Source organism: Prauserella muralis (assembly GCF_003202285.1).
Taxonomy (GTDB): Bacteria; Actinomycetota; Actinomycetes; order Mycobacteriales; family Pseudonocardiaceae; genus Prauserella_B; species Prauserella_B muralis.
On the sequence record NZ_MASW01000001.1, the window covers coordinates 780,074 to 797,788 of the forward strand.

Consider the following 17,715-nt stretch of genomic DNA (forward strand, 5'->3'; position numbering starts at 1 on the left):
TTGCGAAGCGCCGCCCAACAAACACCGACTGAGCGCAGAACTCGCGGGCCTGAGCGCAGAACTCGCGGACCTGAGCGCAGGACTCGCGGTCAGCGGCGCCGGGGGCGCCATACCACCAGCGCGTTCTCCGTGCGGACCGGCACCAGGTCCCTGCGGTACGAGGCGTGCACCGCAGCGGCGGCCTGCTCGGCGGCCGCGTAGGCGGAGGCGAGCTCCTCGGTCAGCTCCTGCACCCGGTGCTGCAGGGCCTCGACGTGGTTCTCGAGCTCGATGATCCGCTTGATGCCCGCGAGGTTGACGCCCTCCTCCTGGGAGAGCCGCTGCACCTCCCGCAGCTGGGCGATGTCGCGCATCGAGTACCGGCGCCCGCCGCCGGGCGTGCGGCCCGGCGACACCAGTCCCAGCCGGTCGTAGGAGCGCAGCGTCTGGGCGTGCAGGCCGGAGAGCTGCGCCGCGACCGAGATCACGAACACGGGCGTGTCCTCGGTCGCGCCGTGCGGCAGCCCACCGGGAAACGCGGATCCGGAACCGAACATCAGGCCCCCCTGTCTCGCAACAGCGCGGTGATCTCCGGCCGCGGGTCGTGCTTGGCGACCGTGTCGGCGTACTTCTCCAGTGCGGCCTTGGCCTTGCCGTCCAGCTTGGCCGGGATGGCCACCTGCAGGGTAACCAGCAAGTCACCCTGTGTCCCGTCCCTTTTGACGATGCCCTTTCCGCGCACCCGCAGCACCCGCCCGTTGGCGGTGCCCGCGGGCACGCGCAGCGACACCTTCGACTCCAGTGTCGGCACGGTGATCGTGGTGCCGAGCGCGAGTTCGCTGAACTCGACGGGCACGGTGATGGTCAGGTCGTTGCCCGACCGCCCGAACACCGGATCCGGGTTGACGTGCACCCGCACGTACAGGTCACCCGCCGTGGCGCCGCCCCGGCCCGGCTCGCCCTGCCCGGCCAGCCGGATGCGCTGGCCGTCGTCGACGCCGGCGGGAATCCGCACGGTCAGGGTCCTCGTCCGCGTGCTCACGCCCTCGCCGAGGCACTCCGGGCAGGGGTCGTCGATGATCGAGCCCCGGCCCCGGCAGTCCTGGCACGGCTCGGAGAACGAGAACGCGCCCTGGCTGCGGTTGACGAGGCCCACGCCCGCACACGTCGGGCACACCCGGGGCTGGGTGCCCGGCCGGGCCCCGTTGCCGCCGCACGTGCCGCACGTGGCCGGGCTGGACAGCCGCAGCGGCAGCGTCGCGCCCTTGACGGCCTCCGCGAAGCCGATCCGCACATCGGTCTCGACGTCGGCGCCCCGCTGGCCGCGGGCGGCGGTGGCTCCACCGCCGCCCCTGCGGCCGAACAGGTTGCCCAGCATGTCGCCGAGCCCGCCGAAGCCGCCGCTCGCGGCGCCCTGGCCGAAGATGTCGCCGAGGTCGAAGCCGCCCGCGCCGCCGGTGCCACCACCGCCGGGGAAGCCGAAGCCCCCGGCGCCACCGGTGCCGAACAGCCTCCTGGCCTCGTCGTACTCCTTGCGCTTCTCCGGGTCGGAGAGCACTCCGTAGGCCTCCGAGACGGCCTTGAACTTCTGCTCCGCCTCGGTGTTGCCCGGGTTGGCGTCGGGGTGGTTCTCCCGCGCCAGCTTCCGGTAGGCCTTCTTGATCTCCTCCTGCGAGGCGTCGGAGGAGACGCCCAGTTCACGGTAGAAGTCCTTGCCGATCCACTCCCTCGCGCTCATCGGGCGCCCCCTCCCTTCTTCGGGTCGTCGTTGTCAGCGTGCGTTCTCATCGGCGTCGACAGGCAGTTCGCCACCCACCGGCGGATCGATGGGCTCGCCGGGGGCCGGGGCCTGAGCCTGCTCCGAGGAGGGCTCGGAGGGCTCGTGGTCGGTGACCCCGACCAGCGCCGCCCGCAGCACCCGGTCGGAGAACCGGTAGCCGCGGCGCAGCACCGTGGTGACCGTCGGGCCGTCCACGTCGGGCGACGTGGTGTGCTGCACGGCCTCGTGGACGCTCGGGTCGAAGGGCTCGCCCTCCTTGCCGAACGACTCGAGGCCGGCCTTCTCCAGCGCGCCGACGAGCTTGTCGGCGACCGACTTGAACGCACCGGTCAGGTCACCGTGCGCCTCGGCCCGCTCCAGGTCGTCGAGCAGCGGGAGCAGGTCGCCCACCACGGACGCCTTGCCCGCCACCGTCATCGCCTCCCGGTCGCGTTCGACCCGCCTGCGGTAGTTGGCGTACTCGGCCTGGACCCGCTGGAGGTCGGCGGTGCGCTCCTCCAGCTGCTTCTCCAGGTCCGAGGCCGGTGCCACGGACTGGTCCACCGTGGCCTCGCCGGCCGGGGGCCCAGGGGTGTCCGCCGCGGCGGGCACCTCCTGGGCCTCGTCCTGCCCCGGCTGCTGCCGGAGCTCACCGGTCTCCGGGTCGATCTTCCGGCGATCCCGCACGACGACTGGCTCCTGTGCTTCCGCTCGCTCCGTGTCCTCGTGGCGTTCGGTCACTTCTTGTCGTCCTCGGCAGACTCGTCCACGATCTCGGCGTCCACGACGTCGTCGGCCTTGGCCGAGCCGGAGGCGTCACCGGCACCACCGGCCGCGCCCGCGGCGCCCTCGGCACCGCCCGCCTGCGCGCCCGTGTTGGAGTAGAGCGCGGTGGCCAGCTCCTGGGAGGCCGAGTTCAGCTTCTCCATGGAGTCCTTGATCTTGCCGGTGTCGGTGCCCTTGAGCGCCTCGTTGGCGTCGTCGATCGCGGTCTTCACCTTGCCCTTGAGGTCCTCGGGCAGCTTCTCGTCGTTGTCCTTGAGGAACTTCTCGGTCTGGTAGACCAGCGTCTCCGCCTGGTTGCGGGTCTCCGCCTCCTCGCGGCGCTTCCGGTCCTCCTCCGCGTGGGCCTCGGCGTCCTTGACCATCCGGTCGATCTCCTCCTGCGCCAGCGCGGAGCCGCCGGTGATCCGGATCGACTGCTCGTTGCCGGTGCCGAGGTCCTTCGCGGTGACGTGGACGATGCCGTTGGCGTCGATGTCGAAGGTGACCTCGATCTGCGGCACGCCCCTGGGGGCGGGCGGGATGCCGGTCAGCTCGAACATGCCGAGCTTCTTGTTCTGCGCCGCGATCTCGCGCTCACCCTGGAACACCTGGATCTGCACGGACGGCTGGTTGTCGTCGGCGGTCGAGAAGATCTCCGAGCGCTTGGTCGGGATCGTCGTGTTGCGCTCGATGAGCTTGGTGAACACGCCGCCCTTGGTCTCGATGCCCAGCGACAGCGGGGTGACGTCCAGCAGCAGGACGTCCTTCACCTCGCCCTTGAGCACGCCGGCCTGCAGCGCGGCGCCGACCGCGACGACCTCGTCCGGGTTGACGCCCTTGTTCGGCTCCTGGCCGCCGGTCAGCTCCTTGACCAGGTCGCTCACCGCCGGCATGCGGGTCGAGCCACCGACGAGCACCACGTGGTCGATCTCGCCGACGGAGATGCCCGCGTCCCGCACGACGTTGTTGAACGGCTGCCGGGTGCGCTCCAGCAGGTCGTTGGTGATCCGCTGGAACTCGGCCCGCGACAGGGTCTCGTCGAGGAACAGCGGGTTCTTGTCCGCGTCGACCGTGATGTAGGGCAGGTTGATGTTCGCGCTGGAGGAGCTGGAGAGCTCGATCTTCGCCTTCTCCGCGGCCTCCTTGATGCGCTGCATCGCCATGCGGTCCTTGGTCAGGTCGATGCCCTGCGAGGCCTTGAACTTGTCGACCAGCCAGTTGACGATGCGCTCGTCCCAGTCGTCCCCACCGAGGTGGTTGTCACCGCTGGTGGCACGCACCTCCACGACGCCCTCGCCGATCTCGAGCAGCGAGACGTCGAACGTGCCGCCACCGAGGTCGAAGACCAGGATGGTCTGCTCCTTCTCGCCCTTGTCCAGCCCGTAGGCCAGTGCGGCCGCGGTGGGCTCGTTGACGATGCGCAGCACGTTGAGGCCCGCGATCTGCCCGGCCTCCTTGGTGGCCTGCCGCTGGGCGTCCTCGAAGTAGGCGGGCACGGTGATGACCGCGTCGGTGATCTCCTCACCGAGGTAGGACTCGGCATCGCGCTTGAGCTTCATCAGCACGCGCGCGCTGATCTCCTGCGGGGTGTAGGCCTTGCCGTCGATCTCGGTCTTCCAGTCGGAGCCCATGTGCCGCTTGACCGACCGGATGGTGCGGTCCACGTTGGTGACCGCCTGGTTCTTCGCGGGCTGCCCGGTCAGCACCTCGCCGTTCTTGGCGAAGGCGACGACGGACGGGGTCGTCCGCGAACCCTCGGAGTTGGCGATGACCGTCGGCTCGCCGCCTTCCAGGACGGCGACGACCGAGTTGGTCGTGCCAAGGTCGATGCCGACCGCTCGCGCCATGTGTGTTCCCTCCTGCTACTTACGCCGCTGTCTGACCAGCGCTGTCGCTTCCACGTTGAGTGGGGTTCACTCAAGTTGTATCCGGTGGCTACCCCAGGCGTCAAACCGGACTTGAGTGAGGTTCGCTCAACCTTCCTGCCAGGCCCAACGAGCGGGCTCGCGGCATTGTTCCCGCCGGGTCTCAGGCCCGGGTGACGGTGACGTCGCCGCTGTCGGTGCCGAGGTCGAGCACGTTGCCCGCCGACGGGTCCTGCGTGATCTCGATGTCGCGGTCTCCGCTGTCCGAGTCGCCGTCCACCCGGTAGTCGCCCTCCGGCACGGCTACCCGCACGTCCCCGCTGTCCACGCTCACCCGCACGTCGCCGGGCTCGGACAGCGTCACGTCGACGTCGCCGGAGCTGAGGTCCGCCTCGACGGTCCCGCTGAGGCCCTCGCCGGTGAAGCTGCCCGAGTCGAGCCGGACGGTGACGGGCCCGGCCACGTCGCGGACGTCGATGTCGCCGGAGTCGGCCTCGACGTCGGCGCTCGCGACGCCCTCGATCGTCAGTTCTCCCGAGTCGACGTTCCCGGTGACCGTCGTGCCGCTCGGCACGAGCACCTCGTAGTCGACCGAGCAGCTCCAGTCCTCGCACGCGCCGAGGACGAGTGTCGTGCCCTCGACGGAGTAGGCGTCGCCGGGCCGGTCCCACCGGTACCGGAAGACCTGGCGCACCGTCGCCGCGTCGACGTCGGCCGCCCGGATCGTCACGTCCCCGCTGTCGCCGGCCACCCGCACCGTGCTGACGGGCTGGTCCAGCTCGGCAGTGGCCTCGGCCGTGGACGGCCACAGCCAGCCGAACGCCACCGCCACCCCGACGCCGATCAGCGCCACGCCCCCGACCGCCAGCCCCGCACGCCCCATGATGAGTCCTCCCGCCTCAACTTCCCTGCGCAGCTCAAGGTAGGGCGCACGGAACCCCGGGCACATCCGGGTCGGCCCCCGATTCCACCCTGAGGTTGTCCCCACCCTCGAACTAGCCTTGGCCCCGGAACCGATCACCGGAGGAGGAACGCATGACCCGAGCGCAGAACCCGTACGAGTCGCTGCCGTCCGTGCCGTCGTTCACGCTGCGCAGCGACGACGTGGCGGAGGGACAGACGCTGGCCGAACCGCACCGCAGCGGCATCTTCGGCGTCCCCGGCGGCGAGGACCGCTCGCCGCACCTGGCCTGGGAGGGCTTCCCGCCGGAGACCAAGAGCTTCGCCGTCACCTGCTTCGACCCGGACGCGCCCACCGGCAGTGGCTTCTGGCACTGGGCCGTGTTCAACATCCCCGCCTCGGTCACCGAACTGCCCTCCGGCGCGGGCGACGCGCAGGGTTCCGGCCTGCCCTCGGGCGCCCGGACGCTCGTGGGTGACGGTGGTGTCCGGCAGTACCTCGGCGCGGCCCCGCCTCCCGGCCACGGCCCGCACCGCTACATCTTCGCCGTGCACGCCCTCGACGTGGAGTCGCTGGACGTTGGGGAGTCGGCGAGCCCGGCCTTCCTCGGCTTCAACATGTTCGGCCACACGCTCGCCAGGGCGACCCTGACTCCGATCTTCGAGAACAAGGGCTGAAGGCCCGCGCAGGCGGGGCGCACCGCGTGTGCCCCGCCGCGCCTCGGCGCAGGGACTCAGCGCGGTTTGAGCAGGTAGTCGACGACCGGCCGCAGTTCCTCTGCCGTCGGCGGCTCGTCGTCGATGAGGCCCTGGATCAGCAGCCCGTCGATCCCCGCGAGGAAGACCCGGAAGGCCACCTCGTCGTCGTGCCGCACCATCGAGGTGAGCACGTCGAGCCAGCGTCGCGCGGCGGTCCGCAGCTCGGGGCGCCGCGCCGCCAGCAGGTACAGCTCGTACTCGGCCATCGTGCGCCCACGGCGCGGGCCGAGTGCCTCGGCGAGCAGGTTGGCGACCTCCTCCGCGCCCCTGCTGCCCCGCGAGCGGGCCCGGTCGATCATCCAGTAGACCTCGGTGGCCATGTCGCGGGCGCACTCCATGAGAGTGGCGATGAGCAGGTCGTTGAGGCCCGCGAAGTGGTAGGTGGTCGAGGTGGTCGGCACCCCGGCCTCCTTGGCGACCGTGCGGTGGGTGACCCCGGCGACGCCGTCGCGTTCGATGACGCGCAGCGTGGCCTCGATGATCTCGCCCCGGCGCTTCTCGCCGCGCAGCTTGCGGCCGTCGACCTGGCGCCTCACTGGGCGGCCCTGCCGAGTTCGAGCAGCACCACCCCGCCGATCAGCAGCGCGAGCCCGCCCACCATGGTCAGGTTCATGCTCTCGTTGAGGAAGGCCGCGCCGACGATGGCCACGAGCGCGACGCCGATGGCCGACCAGATGGCGTAGGCGACGCCCACCGGCATCCCGGCCTTGAGCGCCCGCGACAGGAGCACGAAGGCGATGCCGTAGCCGACCACGACGACGATCGACGGGACCGGTTTGCTGAAACCCTCGGACAGTTTCAGCGACACCGTGGCGGTGACCTCGGCCAGGATCGCCCCGGCGATCAGCAAGTACGCACCCATGCCACCGAGACTACCTGAACGATCGTCCCAATAACCGCGAGTTTTGCACCACATCAGTGGGACTTCCGGCCCCGCAATGGGTTACTGATCGGTAAGAAGCGTTAGGCTCCCGGAACCCACCACGCGAAGTCCCGAACCGAAAGGCCCGATCATGGGTGCACTGCAGATCACGCTCGGCGTGATCGGCGTTGCCGTCAGCGTTGTCGCCTGGGGTGTGTTCGTCGCAGGTGTCCTGCGCCAGATACGCATCATCCGGCTCGGCCAGCCGGACGCCACACGCAACGGCCCGTTCGTTCCGCGGATGCGAACCCTGATCACGGAGTTCGTGGCGCATACGAGAATGAACAAGTTCCGCCACGTCGGGCCCTGGCACTGGCTCGTCATGTGGGGCTTCCTGCTCGGCTCGCTCGCGCTGTTCGAGGCCTACGGCGAGACCTTCGTGCCGCACTTCGCCTGGCCGATCATCGGCCACTGGGAGCCGTGGCAGCTGCTGCTCGAACTGCTCGGCCTCGGCACCGTGCTCGGCGGCGTGGCGCTGGCGATCATCCGGCAGCTCAACCACCCGCGCCGCGCCGACCGGCAGTCGCGTTTCGCGGGCTCCAACTTCGCCCAGGCGTACTTCGTCGAGGCCGTGGTGATCATCGAGGGCATCGGCATCCTCGGCGTCAAGGCATTCAAGATCTCCAGCGGCATCGAGGATCCCGCACTGTGGTCGAGCTTCGTCACGCAGCCGCTGGCCGAGCTGCTGCCGACGAGCACCGCCGCCGTGTCGATCATGGCGCTCGTCAAGCTGCTCTCCGGCATGATCTGGCTCTACGTCGTCGGCACCACGCTGACGATGGGCATCGCCTGGCACCGGTTCAGCGCGTTCTTCAACATCTACTTCAAGCGCGAGGACGACGGTGGCGTCGCCCTCGGCGCACTGAAGCCGATGATGAGCGGCGGCAAGCCGCTCGACTTCGAGGAGGCCGACCCGGAGAAGGACGTCTTCGGCGCGGGCAAGGTCGAGGACTTCAGCTGGAAGGGCTGGCTCGACTTCTCGACCTGCACCGAGTGCGGCCGCTGCCAGTCGCAGTGCCCGGCGTGGAACACCGGCAAGCCGCTGTCGCCCAAGCTGGTCATCACGCAGCTGCGCGACCACGCCTACGCCAAGGCGCCGTACCTGCTCGCGGGTGGCCGCAAGGACATGACCGGCGAGGAGGTCGGGCTCACCGGCGACAACCCGTACGAGGGCATCGACGTGCTGGCCCTCGCCGAGGCCGACCGCGCGCTCGTCGGGGACGACGGCGGCGTCATCGACCCCGAGGTGCTCTGGTCGTGCACCACCTGCGGCGCGTGCGTCGAGCAGTGCCCCGTGGACATCGAGCACGTCGACCACATCGTCGACATGCGCCGGTACCAGGTCATGATCGAGTCGAACTTCCCGACCGAGCTGAACACGATGTTCAAGAACCTGGAGAACAAGGGCAACCCGTGGGGCCAGAACGCCAAGGACCGGCTGGCGTGGGCCGACGACCTCGACTTCGAGGTGCCCGTGTTCGACGGTGAGTTCGGAGACGCCGAGTACCTGTTCTGGGTCGGCTGCGCGGGTGCGTTCGAGGACCGGGCGAAGAAGACCACGCGGGCCGTGGCCGAGCTGCTGCACATCGCGGGTGTCAAGTACGTCGTGCTGGGCCCCGAGGAGACCTGCACCGGCGACCCGGCCCGCCGCGCGGGCAACGAGTTCGTCTTCCAGATGCTCGCCCAGCAGAACGTCGAGGTGCTCAACTCGGTGTTCGAGGACACCGAGCAGGCCAGGCGCAAGATCGTCGTGACCTGCGCGCACTGCTTCAACACGCTCGCCAACGAGTACCCGGAACTGGGCGGCGACTACGAGGTCGTGCACCACACCCAGCTGCTCAACCGCCTGGTGCGCGAGAAGCGGCTCACGCCGGTGGCCCCCATCGCCGAGGACGTCACCTACCACGACCCGTGCTACCTGGGCAGGCACAACAAGGTGTACGAGGCGCCGCGGGAGCTGGTCGGCGCCTCCGGTGCGGCCCTGCGCGAGATGCCGCGGCACGCCGACCGGTCCATGTGCTGCGGCGCGGGCGGCGCGCGCATGTGGATGGAGGAGCGCATCGGCAAGCGGATCAACGTCGAGCGCGTCGACGAGGCCCTCGGCACCGCGCCGTCGAAGATCGCCACCGGGTGCCCGTTCTGCCGGGTGATGCTCACCGACGGTGTCACGTCACGGCAGAACGACGGCAAGGCGGGCGAGCAGGTCGAGGTCGTCGACGTCGCCCAGCTGCTGCTGTCGGCGGTGCGCCGCGGCGAGGAGCGCAAGCCGGTGCCGGTCGGCGCCGCCAGCTCCGGCGGTGAGGCCGAGCCCGACGGCAAGGCCGATGTCCCGACCGACGAGGCGCCCACCGGCACCGCGCAGGCCGAGGAGGACAAGTAGGACTCAGGGCGACAGCCCGTGCTCGAGCGGGTCCGTGGGCGTGAGCGGCTCGCGCTCGGCGACGTCGATCAGCGCGAGGCCGGTCTCGTCGTCGTAGCGGCGCGTCAGCTGGGCCGGTGTCTCGGTGATCGTCACCTCCAGCGTGGGCCGGACGGTGGCCTCCCTGAGGTGCCCGCCCCGCGTGCTGCCGTCCCGCAGGCCGAGCACGGCGTGGGCGTGCACCTGCCAGTCGCCGTCCGGGGCCCGCACGATGTCGCCGACCAGCGACAGCACCTCGGCCTGCTCGTCGACAGGGATGTCCTGGTACTGCTTCTCCTCCACGTCGAAGAAGGCCAGCGTGGCCTGGCTGAAACCGCCGATGGCGGTCAGTGACGCGGCCTGGAGCCGCTGCTGGTTCGCGAACGAGCGGAGCGTGCTCATCGCCGGGTCCCCGGCGGCGAGCACGACGACGTAGGTGCGGGAGGGCAGGTCACCGAGCGCTGCGAAGCCGGCCATCGCAGTCACCTTCCTTCGTGATCCGGGTGAGCTATGCGGGTTGCCGCTGCGCACGCATGGGAAACCGGTTCGAAGGGAGGAACTCGGCGGTCCATTGTAGACCGGGCGGGAGCTGGACAGACCGGGTAACATGGTCCATCCTCGCAGTCAACGCAGCCCGCGGGGTCAGGTCAGCACCAGGCGAGGCGGACGAAGCGTGGGCACCTCGGATGAGCAGCGCAAACGGGCGGACGGGCGACCCGTCGGCCGTTCTGGTGCGCGCTTTCCCTCCGCCAGACAGCGGGAGCGGCTGGGCTACGAGGAGCAGCAGCCCGAGGCCCAGGAGGACCAGTCCCTGCCGCCGGACGACGGGCCCCGCCAGCGCCGCGTGGGCCGGTCCGGCGCCCGGTTTCCCTCCGCGCGGCAGCTGGAACGCCTGGAGCCGGAGGAGCAGGCCGCACTGCCCCCGGATCCCGACCCGGAGCCGGCCCCGCCCGCACGGACGGGTGATCCTCCGCCCCGCACGGAGCGGGTGCTCGCCGCAGCCGACCGGCACGCGGATGCCGAGGACGACGCCGCGGAGCAGCATCGGCTGCGGGTGCGCCCGTACGTGCTGACCAAGGGCCGCACGCGGGCCAGGGACGACCTGCACGTCGAGACGCTGATCTCCACCGACCAGCAGGCTCCGTGGAACCGGGAGCAGCTGAGCTCGGAGTACATGGCGGTCGGCAGGCTGTGCAGGCAACCCCGGTCGGTGGCCGAGGTCGCCGCCCTGCTCTCGGTCCCGCTCGGCGTGGCGAGGGTGCTCATCAGCGACCTCGCCGAGGCTGGTTACGTGCACGTCCACAGCAGCATGGCCACCGAGGGCGGCAGGCCCGACTACGTGCTCATGCAGCGGGTGCTGGAGGGGCTGCACCGGCTCTGAGGCTTGCCTGAAGAAGTGAATCAGTGCTTCACTTCTTGGGTGGTGTACCGCCGCACCCCCAAGATCCAGGCCCGCATGGACTCGCAACGGGCCGCGATTCTCGACGCCGCCGTGGAAGTGCTGGCCGACTCCGGCTACGCGGGCTGCTCGATGGCCGCCGTCGCCGCCAAGGCCGGCGTGGCCACCGGCAGCGTGTACCGGCACTTCCCCGGCAAGGCCGAACTGGTCGCCGAGCTGTTCGGGCTGCTCGTCACCCGCGAGGTCGGCGCGGTGGAGCGGGCGGCGAACGAGCCCGGCGACGTCGCCGAACGCGTGGTCGCCGTCGTCGAGACGTTCGCGAGCCGCGCCCTCAAGACTCCCCGGCTGGCCTACGCCCTGCTCGCCGAACCCGTCGACGCGCCCGTGGAGGCCGAGCGGCTGGTGTTCCGCAGGGCGTTCCGGGACGTCGTCGCACGCTGGGTGGGCGAGGGCATCCGCGCCGGGGTGCTGCCACCGCAGGATGCCCAGCTCACCGCCGCCGCCATCGTCGGGGCCGTCGCCGAGGTGATGATCGGACCGCTCACCTCGCAGGACCCCGGCGCCGTCGGCGAACTCTCCACCTTCACCCTCCGTGCGTTAGGAGCCCACGATGCCACCCACCCATGACGTGACCAACCAGGTGCCGCCGCTCGCCGGGTACGACGCCGCCGAGGACCCCGCGCTGCTGGAGGGCCTTCGCCGCGAGGGCGCGGCCTGGGCCGAGGACGAGCTGCGCGAACTGGGCAGGCTCGCGGGCGGTGAGCAGGCGCAGGAATGGGGCAGGCTCGTCAACGAGAACCCGCCGAAGCTGCGGACCCACGACCGGGTCGGCACCCGCATCGACGAGGTCGAGTTCCACCCGCACTGGCACGACCTGATGGACGTGGCCGTGTCCCATGGCCTGCACGCGACGCCGTGGCAGGACGAGCGACCCGGTGCCCACGTGGCCCGCGCCGCCAAGTTCTACGTCTGGAGCCAGGTGGAGGCCGGGCACACCTGCCCGATCTCGATGACCTACTCGGCCGTGCCCGCGCTCCGGCACAACGCCGGGCTCGCGAGTGCCTACGAGCCGCTGCTGGCCGCCCGGGACTACGACTACGGCCTGCGCGAGCCGGGCACCAAGCGCGGCCTCATCGCCGGCATGTCGATGACCGAGAAGCAGGGCGGCTCGGACGTGCGGGCCAACACCACCCGGGCCACGCCCGCGGGCGACGGCAGCTACGTGCTGGTCGGGCACAAGTGGTTCACCTCGGCACCCATGTCCGACATGTTTCTGACCCTGGCGCAGGCGCCGGGCGGGCTGTCGTGCTTCCTGCTGCCCCGCGTACTGCCGGACGGCACCCGCAACCGCATCCTGCTGCAGCGGCTCAAGGACAAGCTGGGCAACCGCTCCAACGCCTCCGCCGAGATCGAGTACGACCAGGCCGTCGGCTGGCTGGTCGGCGAGGAGGGGCGCGGAGTCCGCACGATCATCGAGATGGTCAACAACACGCGGCTCGACTGCGTGATCGGCGGCGCGGCCGGGATGCACTACGGCGCGCTGCGGGCCGCGCACCACGCGCGGCACCGCTCGGCGTTCGGCGCGCCACTGGAGCGGCAGCCGCTCATGGCCAACGTGCTCGCCGATCTGGCCGTGGAGGCCGAGGCCGCCACCGTCGTCGCGCTGCGGCTGGCGGGAGCCAGTGACCGTGCCGTCGCGGGCGATGCCGCTGAGGCGGCGTTTCGGAGGCTGGGCCTCGCGGTGACCAAGTACTGGGTGTGCAAACGGGCGCCCGCCCACGCGGCGGAGGCGCTGGAATGCCTCGGCGGCAACGGCTACGTGGAGGAGTCGGGCATGCCGCGCCTGTTCCGGGAGTCCCCGCTGTCGTCGATCTGGGAGGGCTCCGGCAACGTCGCCGCCCTGGACACGCTGCGGGCGATGGGCAGGCAACCCGATGCGGTCGAGGCGTTCTTCACCGAGGTCGAGCGGGCGGCGGGCGCCGACGCCAGGCTCGACGACGCCATCGCCCGCGTGCGCAAGGAGCTTGCCGACCTCGCCGACATCGAGTTCCGCGCACGCAGGCTGGTGGAGCTGCTGGCGCTGGTGCTGCAGGGGTCGCTGCTGGTGCGCTACGGCGACAAGGCCGTCGCCGACGCGTTCTGCGCCTCGCGGCTCGGCGGCGACTGGGGCGTCGCCTTCGGCACCCTGCCCACCGGCGTCGACACCGGCGCCATCACGGGAAGGATCCTGCCGTGAGCACGTCGCAGGGGGCGGATCTGCCGGTGCGAGTGGAACGGCGCGGCCCGGTCACCACGGTGGTGTTGAGCCGCCCGGCGCAGCGCAACGCCGTCGACGGGCCGACCGCGGCGGCGCTGGCCGACGCGTTCCGCGCGTTCGATGCCGACGACGACGCGAGCGTCGCCGTGCTGTGGGGCGAGGGCGGCACCTTCTGCGCGGGCGCCGACCTCAAGGCCATCGGGACCGAGAACGGCAACCGGGTCGCCGAGGACGGGGACGGGCCGATGGGACCCACCCGGCTGCGGCTCTCCAAGCCGGTGATCGCGGCCGTGTCCGGTTACGCCGTGGCCGGTGGGCTTGAGCTCGCGCTGTGGTGTGACCTGCGGGTGGCCGAGGAGGACGCGGTGCTGGGCGTGTTCTGCCGCCGCTGGGGCGTGCCGCTGATCGACGGCGGCACCGTGCGGCTGCCCCGGCTGATCGGGCAGAGCCGGGCGATGGACCTGGTGCTGACCGGGAGGGGCGTGCAGGCGGACGAGGCGCTGTCGATGGGGCTGGTCAACCGGGTCGTGCCGACCGGGACGGCGCGCGAGGCCGCCGAGCGGCTGGCCGCCGAGATCGCCGCGTTCCCGCAGACGTGCCTGCGCGAGGACCGGCTCTCCATGCTGGAGCAGGAGGGCCTCCCCGAGCCCGAAGCGCTGGCCGCCGAGCTGCGGCACGGGCTGGCGTCGCTGGGCGCCGACGCGCTCGCGGGCGCCCAGCGGTTCGCCTCGGGAGCCGGGCGCCACGGCCGCTTCGAGCAGGGACCTCAGTAGCCGAAGTTCTGCGTCCAGTACCAGCCCGACGAGTTCACGCCCACGCCGATGGCCGAGATGTCGCAGTTGAGGATGTTGCGGCGGTGCCCTTCGGACGACATCCACGCGTCCATGACCGCGTCGGCGCTCGACAGGCCCATCGCGATGTTCTCGGCCGCGGGACGCGGGTAGCCGGCCCGGCGGATGCGCTGGTCGAACGTCACGCCCTCGGGCGTGGTGTGCTCCAGGTAGCCGCGGCGGGCCATGTCGTCGCTGTGCGCCTGCGCGGCGGTGGTGAGCCTGCTGTCGACCGTGACGGGTGCGCAGCCCGCATCGGCGCGCTCGGCGTTGACGAGCGTGACGACCTGCGTGGTCAGCGGGCCGCCACTGGTGCTGGTGGGGGCGCTGGTTTCCGACCTTGCGGTGTTGCCGGGGCGCTCGCTCGTGGGTCCGGGGTGGCGCGAGCTGGTGCCGGTGGTGGTGCGCTCGGTGGTCGTCTCGGTGGACTCGGTGCTGCTGGTGGGCGCCGGTTCGGGGGGAGCGGCGCCGCCGGTGGTGGTGCGTTCGGGGGGCGGGGAGCTGGCGGTCGGGGATGCGGCAGTGCTGGCCGACGGCGAGGCGGAGCCGGGCTCCGCGCGCCGGAGCGGGGTGTCGTAGGTGGTGCCATCCGCGTCGTCAGGCAGGGCGACGGTGGTGTCGGGGCCCGGCGGGTTCAGCCAGAGCAGGTGCCCGCCGGCCGCCGCCGCGACACCCACAAGCACACTGAACATCACTAACAGTGAGCGAATTCGCGAGTTCGGGGCAGACACAAGAGCGGAAGCTACCACCAAAGCGTGAGTTATTGAACCGTTACTTTTTGTTTATCACGCTGCGTCAGCGGCGGGTGTCGATGCGATCGAAGTTGCGGTACGCCTTGCTCGGCGTCGGGCCGCGTTGTCCCTGGTAGCGGGAGCCTGCCTGGGCCGAACCGTAGGGGTGCTCGGCGGCGCTGGTGAGCCGGAACAGGCATAGCTGGCCGATCTTCATCCCCGGCCACAGGGTGATGGGGAGATTCGCCACATTCGAGAGTTCGAGGGTGATGTGCCCCGTGAAGCCGGGGTCGATGAACCCGGCCGTGGAGTGGGTCAGCAGGCCCAGCCTGCCCAGCGACGACTTGCCCTCCAGCCGCCCGGCGAGGTCGTCGGGCAGGGTGAAGATCTCGTAGGTGGAGCCGAGCACGAACTCGCCGGGGTGCAGCACGAACGGGTCCTCGCCGTCCTTCTCCACGAGGGAGGTGAGCTCGTCCTGCTGCAGCGCCGGGTCGATGTGGGTGTACTTCGTGTTGTCGAAGACGCGGAAGAAGCGATCGAGACGCACGTCGATGCTGGACGGCTGCAGCATCTGCGGGGTGAACGGGTCGACCCCGAGCCGCCCGGCATCGAGCTCCTTGCGGAGGTCACGGTCACTCAGTAGCACCCGCACACCCTAGCGGGGATCATGCGGCGGGCTGGTCCTCGGTGGGTGTGTGGCGCGCGTAGGTGGGGTCGGTGCGGAAGAGGGCGCCGAGCCTGCGGGCGTACTGGCGTCTGCCGAGGTCCCCGAGGCGCTCCTGCAGCAGCGTCGCGCCGGGCACCCACTGGCGGACGGTCTCGGCGGCGAAGTTGGCGGCCGCCGCGGCCACGACGAGGCCCTGCGCGACGGGGTCGTTGGGCAGGCCGAGGAAGTCGGCGTTGGTCTTGCCGAGGACGAGCCTGCTGATCGAGGAATGGACGCGCACGGAGACGTGGGAGAGCACCTTGCCGACGGCTCCGCGGCCCCGGCCGACGTCGGCGTGCGACCTCAGCAGCGCGGCCGCCAGGCGCCGCGAGTCGTCGTCGGGGACGAACTCGGTGGTGGCGAGCAGCCACAGCAGCCGCCACGCGTCGTCCTCGGTGGCGGGCAGCAGTTGCTCCGGGATGCCCATCAGCCAGCCGACGTAGCGCCACAGGTGCAGCATGTCGGCGCGCTCACGGTCGGTGTAGCGGACGCCGAGCAGCTGCATGCCGAGTACGTAGACCAGGGAGAAGAGCAGCAGTGTGCCGACCGTCTGGACCTGGTTGACCGGCCGGTCCCATGCGGCGTAGTCCCAGTCGGCGCGGCGGTTCATCGCGGCGCGGACGTGCGCGTGCACGAGCCGTACGCGCAAGGCGGAGGCATAGCCGTGGCCGCCGATGCGCAGCGCCCCGGGGGTGGTCACGTCGATCCACCACACGGCCGTCTCGACGAGCCTGCGGCTGGCGGCCTGCTCGATGGCCCCGGTGCCGACCAGGGATTTCGTGGCGCGCGATGCGAGATACCCGCCCATGAGGGACATGTCGCCGAGCGGGAAGAGGCCGAGGATGCCGGTGCGGGCGATGGCGCGGGCACCGCGCTCGAGCCGGGCCGTGTCGACCCAGTACGGCGTCGCCTCGACGGCGCGGAAGAAGTCGGCCAGCTCGGCGGGCGGATCCTCGACCGCGTCGATGCCGTGCTGCAGCGCCCGCTCGAACCCCGCTCGCAGCTCGCCGGAGCCGCGGGCGCGCATCGCGGCGGCGAGCGCGTCGGCCGGCGGATCCTCGGCCTGTGCGAACGCGCGCAGCCGCCGGACCTGGCGCTCGGTCGCACGCAGGTCGCCCGGCGCGAACAGCCGGACCGCGAGCCGGAAGCCGCCCTGCCGCAGGAGGTCCGGATCCGGCAACCGCTCGTCGTCGCCCATCGCGCTCACCTGCCCGTACACCACGTAGACAACAAGTGTTGTCACTTCAGGGCGGCGCCGTCAAGAAGGGACTCCTGGGGGAAACCCGCGTGCGGGGGACAGATCAGCACCGTGTATGCTCTGGGGCGCTGCGGATGTAGTTCAATGGTAGAACATCAGCTTCCCAAGCTGAGAACGCGGGTTCGATTCCCGTCATCCGCTCCAGACCGAAACCCCCAGGTCACACACCGTCGAATGTGGACCTGGGGGTTTCTGCTTTCGAGATCAACTCGTCGGCTGGGCCATTAATGGGCCATTAGCGAACCGGCACTGGCGCGCCAGCCGCACCATCGTCCGGGTCGTCATCGTCCTGCGAGGTGGACGCGTCCGCGCCCTGGCGATGCTTGTCCACCAGTTCCGACAACCGGTCGGCGATCCGCTCGTCGGCATCGCTCGTGGCCCGCTGGTCAAGAGCGGCGCGCTCCGCGCACCGCCGCCGGGCACGCCCCGGCCTCTCGCTGGCGCTCCGGCCGGGCGGCCCTGCGCTCGCGTTGCGATCCGCGCTTTCCTGCACGAGGCGACACGGCAGCCGCGCGGCACCCTGCGGAGCCCCCTTCTCGCCCGGTGATCGTCTTACGCCGCACTGGCCGCATCAAGGGCGCCTCCGGCGTCGCTGACGCGATGAGCTGCGCTCACCCTTGACCCGACCACCACGGCGCAACGGATCGGCAGGGGCGAAGGGAACGGGGAGGCTGTGGGCGGGGTACCGAAGCTGACCGAAGACGAGGTGACCGACACTTCACGCATGTGGACCCTGATCGTCACAAGCGTCGGCGTGCTTTTCACCCTGGTCGGCATTGGCTGTGCTTGGCGGGCGTACGCAATTTAGTTCAGAGACCATTCAAAGGAGCCATTGTGGCCAGCACTCACCAGATCAGCAGCCTGGATCCGCCAACACATTCTGCGTCGTCCCCGAGATGTCCGCGTGCACTCCGCGAGCGCAACAATCGCGATCAACTTGAGTGCTTCGGCTAGCGGTACCCGTTTCGGCTTGCCTATCCCAGAAGACGCACCGGTAGAAGAGCAGCTCCGGTTACTCGTTAGGCGTATCACCACCATCGAGGAAGAAGTAGTCGAGGACCGAAGGCGCCTAGATAACGACCTAAGGAGAGTTCGCGACGAGACATCCAAGGTTAAGGCTGACCTCAATGCTGAGGTCCAGCGTGTTGATCGCTCGGTCGACACCCGCATCGCATCACTCGCAACGA

At 70.7% G+C, this 17,715-nt stretch carries 17 protein-coding genes and 1 tRNA gene; 7 read left to right on the forward strand and 11 right to left on the reverse strand.

What is annotated here, in order from left to right; genetic code table 11:
• Nucleotides 1-89 precede the first annotated feature (89 nt).
• The 5 genes from BAY60_RS04650 to BAY60_RS04670 all read right to left on the reverse strand — a co-directional run bounded on the left by BAY60_RS04650 (nucleotide 90) and on the right by BAY60_RS04670 (nucleotide 5,251).
• Nucleotides 90-536 carry a heat shock protein transcriptional repressor HspR gene (locus BAY60_RS04650; protein WP_112279557.1) on the reverse strand — a complete coding sequence of 149 codons (447 nt, stop codon included), beginning with the start codon at nucleotides 534-536 and terminating at the stop codon, nucleotides 90-92.
• Nucleotides 536-1,717 (reverse strand): molecular chaperone DnaJ, encoded by a 1,182-nt coding sequence (gene dnaJ, locus BAY60_RS04655; RefSeq protein WP_112279558.1) that lies wholly within the window; start codon nucleotides 1,715-1,717, stop codon nucleotides 536-538. The genes BAY60_RS04650 and dnaJ overlap by 1 nt, the downstream gene beginning before the upstream one ends.
• Before the next feature lie 33 nt (nucleotides 1,718-1,750).
• A complete protein-coding gene (gene grpE / locus BAY60_RS04660; RefSeq protein ID WP_112279559.1) occupies nucleotides 1,751-2,479 on the reverse strand; it encodes a nucleotide exchange factor GrpE in 729 nt (242 codons plus the stop codon).
• The gene (dnaK, locus tag BAY60_RS04665) at nucleotides 2,476-4,350 is read right to left on the reverse strand and encodes a molecular chaperone DnaK (protein WP_112279560.1); all 1,875 of its coding nucleotides are present in this window, start codon (nucleotides 4,348-4,350) and stop codon (nucleotides 2,476-2,478) included. Before dnaK ends, grpE begins: the two co-directional genes overlap by 4 nt.
• A 181-nt stretch (nucleotides 4,351-4,531) precedes the next feature.
• Complete coding sequence (locus BAY60_RS04670; protein WP_112279561.1) at nucleotides 4,532-5,251, reverse strand: DUF4097 family beta strand repeat-containing protein; 720 nt, start codon at nucleotides 5,249-5,251, stop codon at nucleotides 4,532-4,534.
• Nucleotides 5,252-5,403: 152 nt separating this feature from the next.
• Here BAY60_RS04670 and BAY60_RS04675 point away from each other — a divergent pair, with 152 nt between their 5' ends.
• Entirely contained in the window at nucleotides 5,404-5,946 is a 543-nt protein-coding gene (locus BAY60_RS04675; RefSeq protein WP_112279562.1) for a YbhB/YbcL family Raf kinase inhibitor-like protein, read from the forward strand.
• 56 nt (nucleotides 5,947-6,002) lie between these two features.
• Here BAY60_RS04675 and BAY60_RS04680 read toward each other — a convergent pair whose 3' ends face one another.
• Both BAY60_RS04680 and BAY60_RS04685 read right to left on the reverse strand, forming a co-directional pair.
• On the reverse strand, nucleotides 6,003-6,563 hold the full coding sequence (locus tag BAY60_RS04680) for a TetR/AcrR family transcriptional regulator (protein WP_112279563.1): 561 nt from the start codon (nucleotides 6,561-6,563) through the stop codon (nucleotides 6,003-6,005).
• The gene (locus tag BAY60_RS04685) at nucleotides 6,560-6,889 is read right to left on the reverse strand and encodes a DMT family transporter (RefSeq protein WP_112279564.1); all 330 of its coding nucleotides are present in this window, start codon (nucleotides 6,887-6,889) and stop codon (nucleotides 6,560-6,562) included. The genes BAY60_RS04680 and BAY60_RS04685 overlap by 4 nt, the downstream gene beginning before the upstream one ends.
• 151 nt (nucleotides 6,890-7,040) lie before the next feature.
• On the opposite strand from BAY60_RS04685, the gene BAY60_RS04690 reads away from it, so the two are divergent.
• Nucleotides 7,041-9,329 (forward strand): (Fe-S)-binding protein, encoded by a 2,289-nt coding sequence (locus BAY60_RS04690; protein ID WP_112279565.1) that lies wholly within the window; start codon nucleotides 7,041-7,043, stop codon nucleotides 9,327-9,329.
• 3 nt (nucleotides 9,330-9,332) lie between these two features.
• On the opposite strand, the gene BAY60_RS04695 is transcribed toward BAY60_RS04690, so the two are convergent.
• Nucleotides 9,333-9,824: a PPC domain-containing DNA-binding protein gene (locus tag BAY60_RS04695; protein ID WP_112279566.1), complete on the reverse strand. Its 492-nt coding sequence runs from the start codon at nucleotides 9,822-9,824 to the stop codon at nucleotides 9,333-9,335.
• 196 nt (nucleotides 9,825-10,020) lie between these two features.
• Here BAY60_RS04695 and BAY60_RS04700 point away from each other — a divergent pair, with 196 nt between their 5' ends.
• Genes BAY60_RS04700 through BAY60_RS04715 form a run of 4 tightly spaced genes read left to right on the forward strand, consistent with a single transcriptional unit; the run spans nucleotide 10,021 to nucleotide 13,776 of the window.
• On the forward strand, nucleotides 10,021-10,728 hold the full coding sequence (locus BAY60_RS04700; protein WP_245992322.1) for a DUF742 domain-containing protein: 708 nt from the start codon (nucleotides 10,021-10,023) through the stop codon (nucleotides 10,726-10,728).
• Between the two features lie 39 nt (nucleotides 10,729-10,767).
• Nucleotides 10,768-11,373 (forward strand): TetR/AcrR family transcriptional regulator, encoded by a 606-nt coding sequence (locus BAY60_RS04705; RefSeq protein WP_112279568.1) that lies wholly within the window; start codon nucleotides 10,768-10,770, stop codon nucleotides 11,371-11,373.
• A complete protein-coding gene (locus BAY60_RS04710; protein ID WP_112279569.1) occupies nucleotides 11,357-12,982 on the forward strand; it encodes an acyl-CoA dehydrogenase family protein in 1,626 nt (541 codons plus the stop codon). The genes BAY60_RS04705 and BAY60_RS04710 overlap by 17 nt, the downstream gene beginning before the upstream one ends.
• Nucleotides 12,979-13,776 carry a crotonase/enoyl-CoA hydratase family protein gene (locus tag BAY60_RS04715; protein ID WP_245992323.1) on the forward strand — a complete coding sequence of 266 codons (798 nt, stop codon included), beginning with the start codon at nucleotides 12,979-12,981 and terminating at the stop codon, nucleotides 13,774-13,776. The genes BAY60_RS04710 and BAY60_RS04715 overlap by 4 nt, the downstream gene beginning before the upstream one ends.
• Here the strand turns inward: BAY60_RS04715 and BAY60_RS04720 are convergent.
• The 3 genes from BAY60_RS04720 to BAY60_RS04730 form a co-directional block, all read right to left on the reverse strand.
• The gene (locus BAY60_RS04720; RefSeq protein ID WP_112279570.1) at nucleotides 13,770-14,525 is read right to left on the reverse strand and encodes a CAP domain-containing protein; all 756 of its coding nucleotides are present in this window, start codon (nucleotides 14,523-14,525) and stop codon (nucleotides 13,770-13,772) included. The two genes, BAY60_RS04715 and BAY60_RS04720, sit on opposite strands and share 7 nt — an antisense overlap.
• A 103-nt stretch (nucleotides 14,526-14,628) precedes the next feature.
• Nucleotides 14,629-15,210: a dCTP deaminase gene (gene dcd, locus BAY60_RS04725; RefSeq protein WP_112280713.1), complete on the reverse strand. Its 582-nt coding sequence runs from the start codon at nucleotides 15,208-15,210 to the stop codon at nucleotides 14,629-14,631.
• A gap of 19 nt (nucleotides 15,211-15,229) precedes the next feature.
• On the reverse strand, nucleotides 15,230-16,468 hold the full coding sequence (locus tag BAY60_RS04730) for an oxygenase MpaB family protein (protein WP_112279571.1): 1,239 nt from the start codon (nucleotides 16,466-16,468) through the stop codon (nucleotides 15,230-15,232).
• Nucleotides 16,469-16,598: 130 nt separating this feature from the next.
• On the opposite strand from BAY60_RS04730, the gene BAY60_RS04735 reads away from it, so the two are divergent.
• Nucleotides 16,599-16,672: transfer RNA gene (locus BAY60_RS04735), tRNA-Gly, on the forward strand.
• Nucleotides 16,673-17,715 lie beyond the last annotated feature (1,043 nt).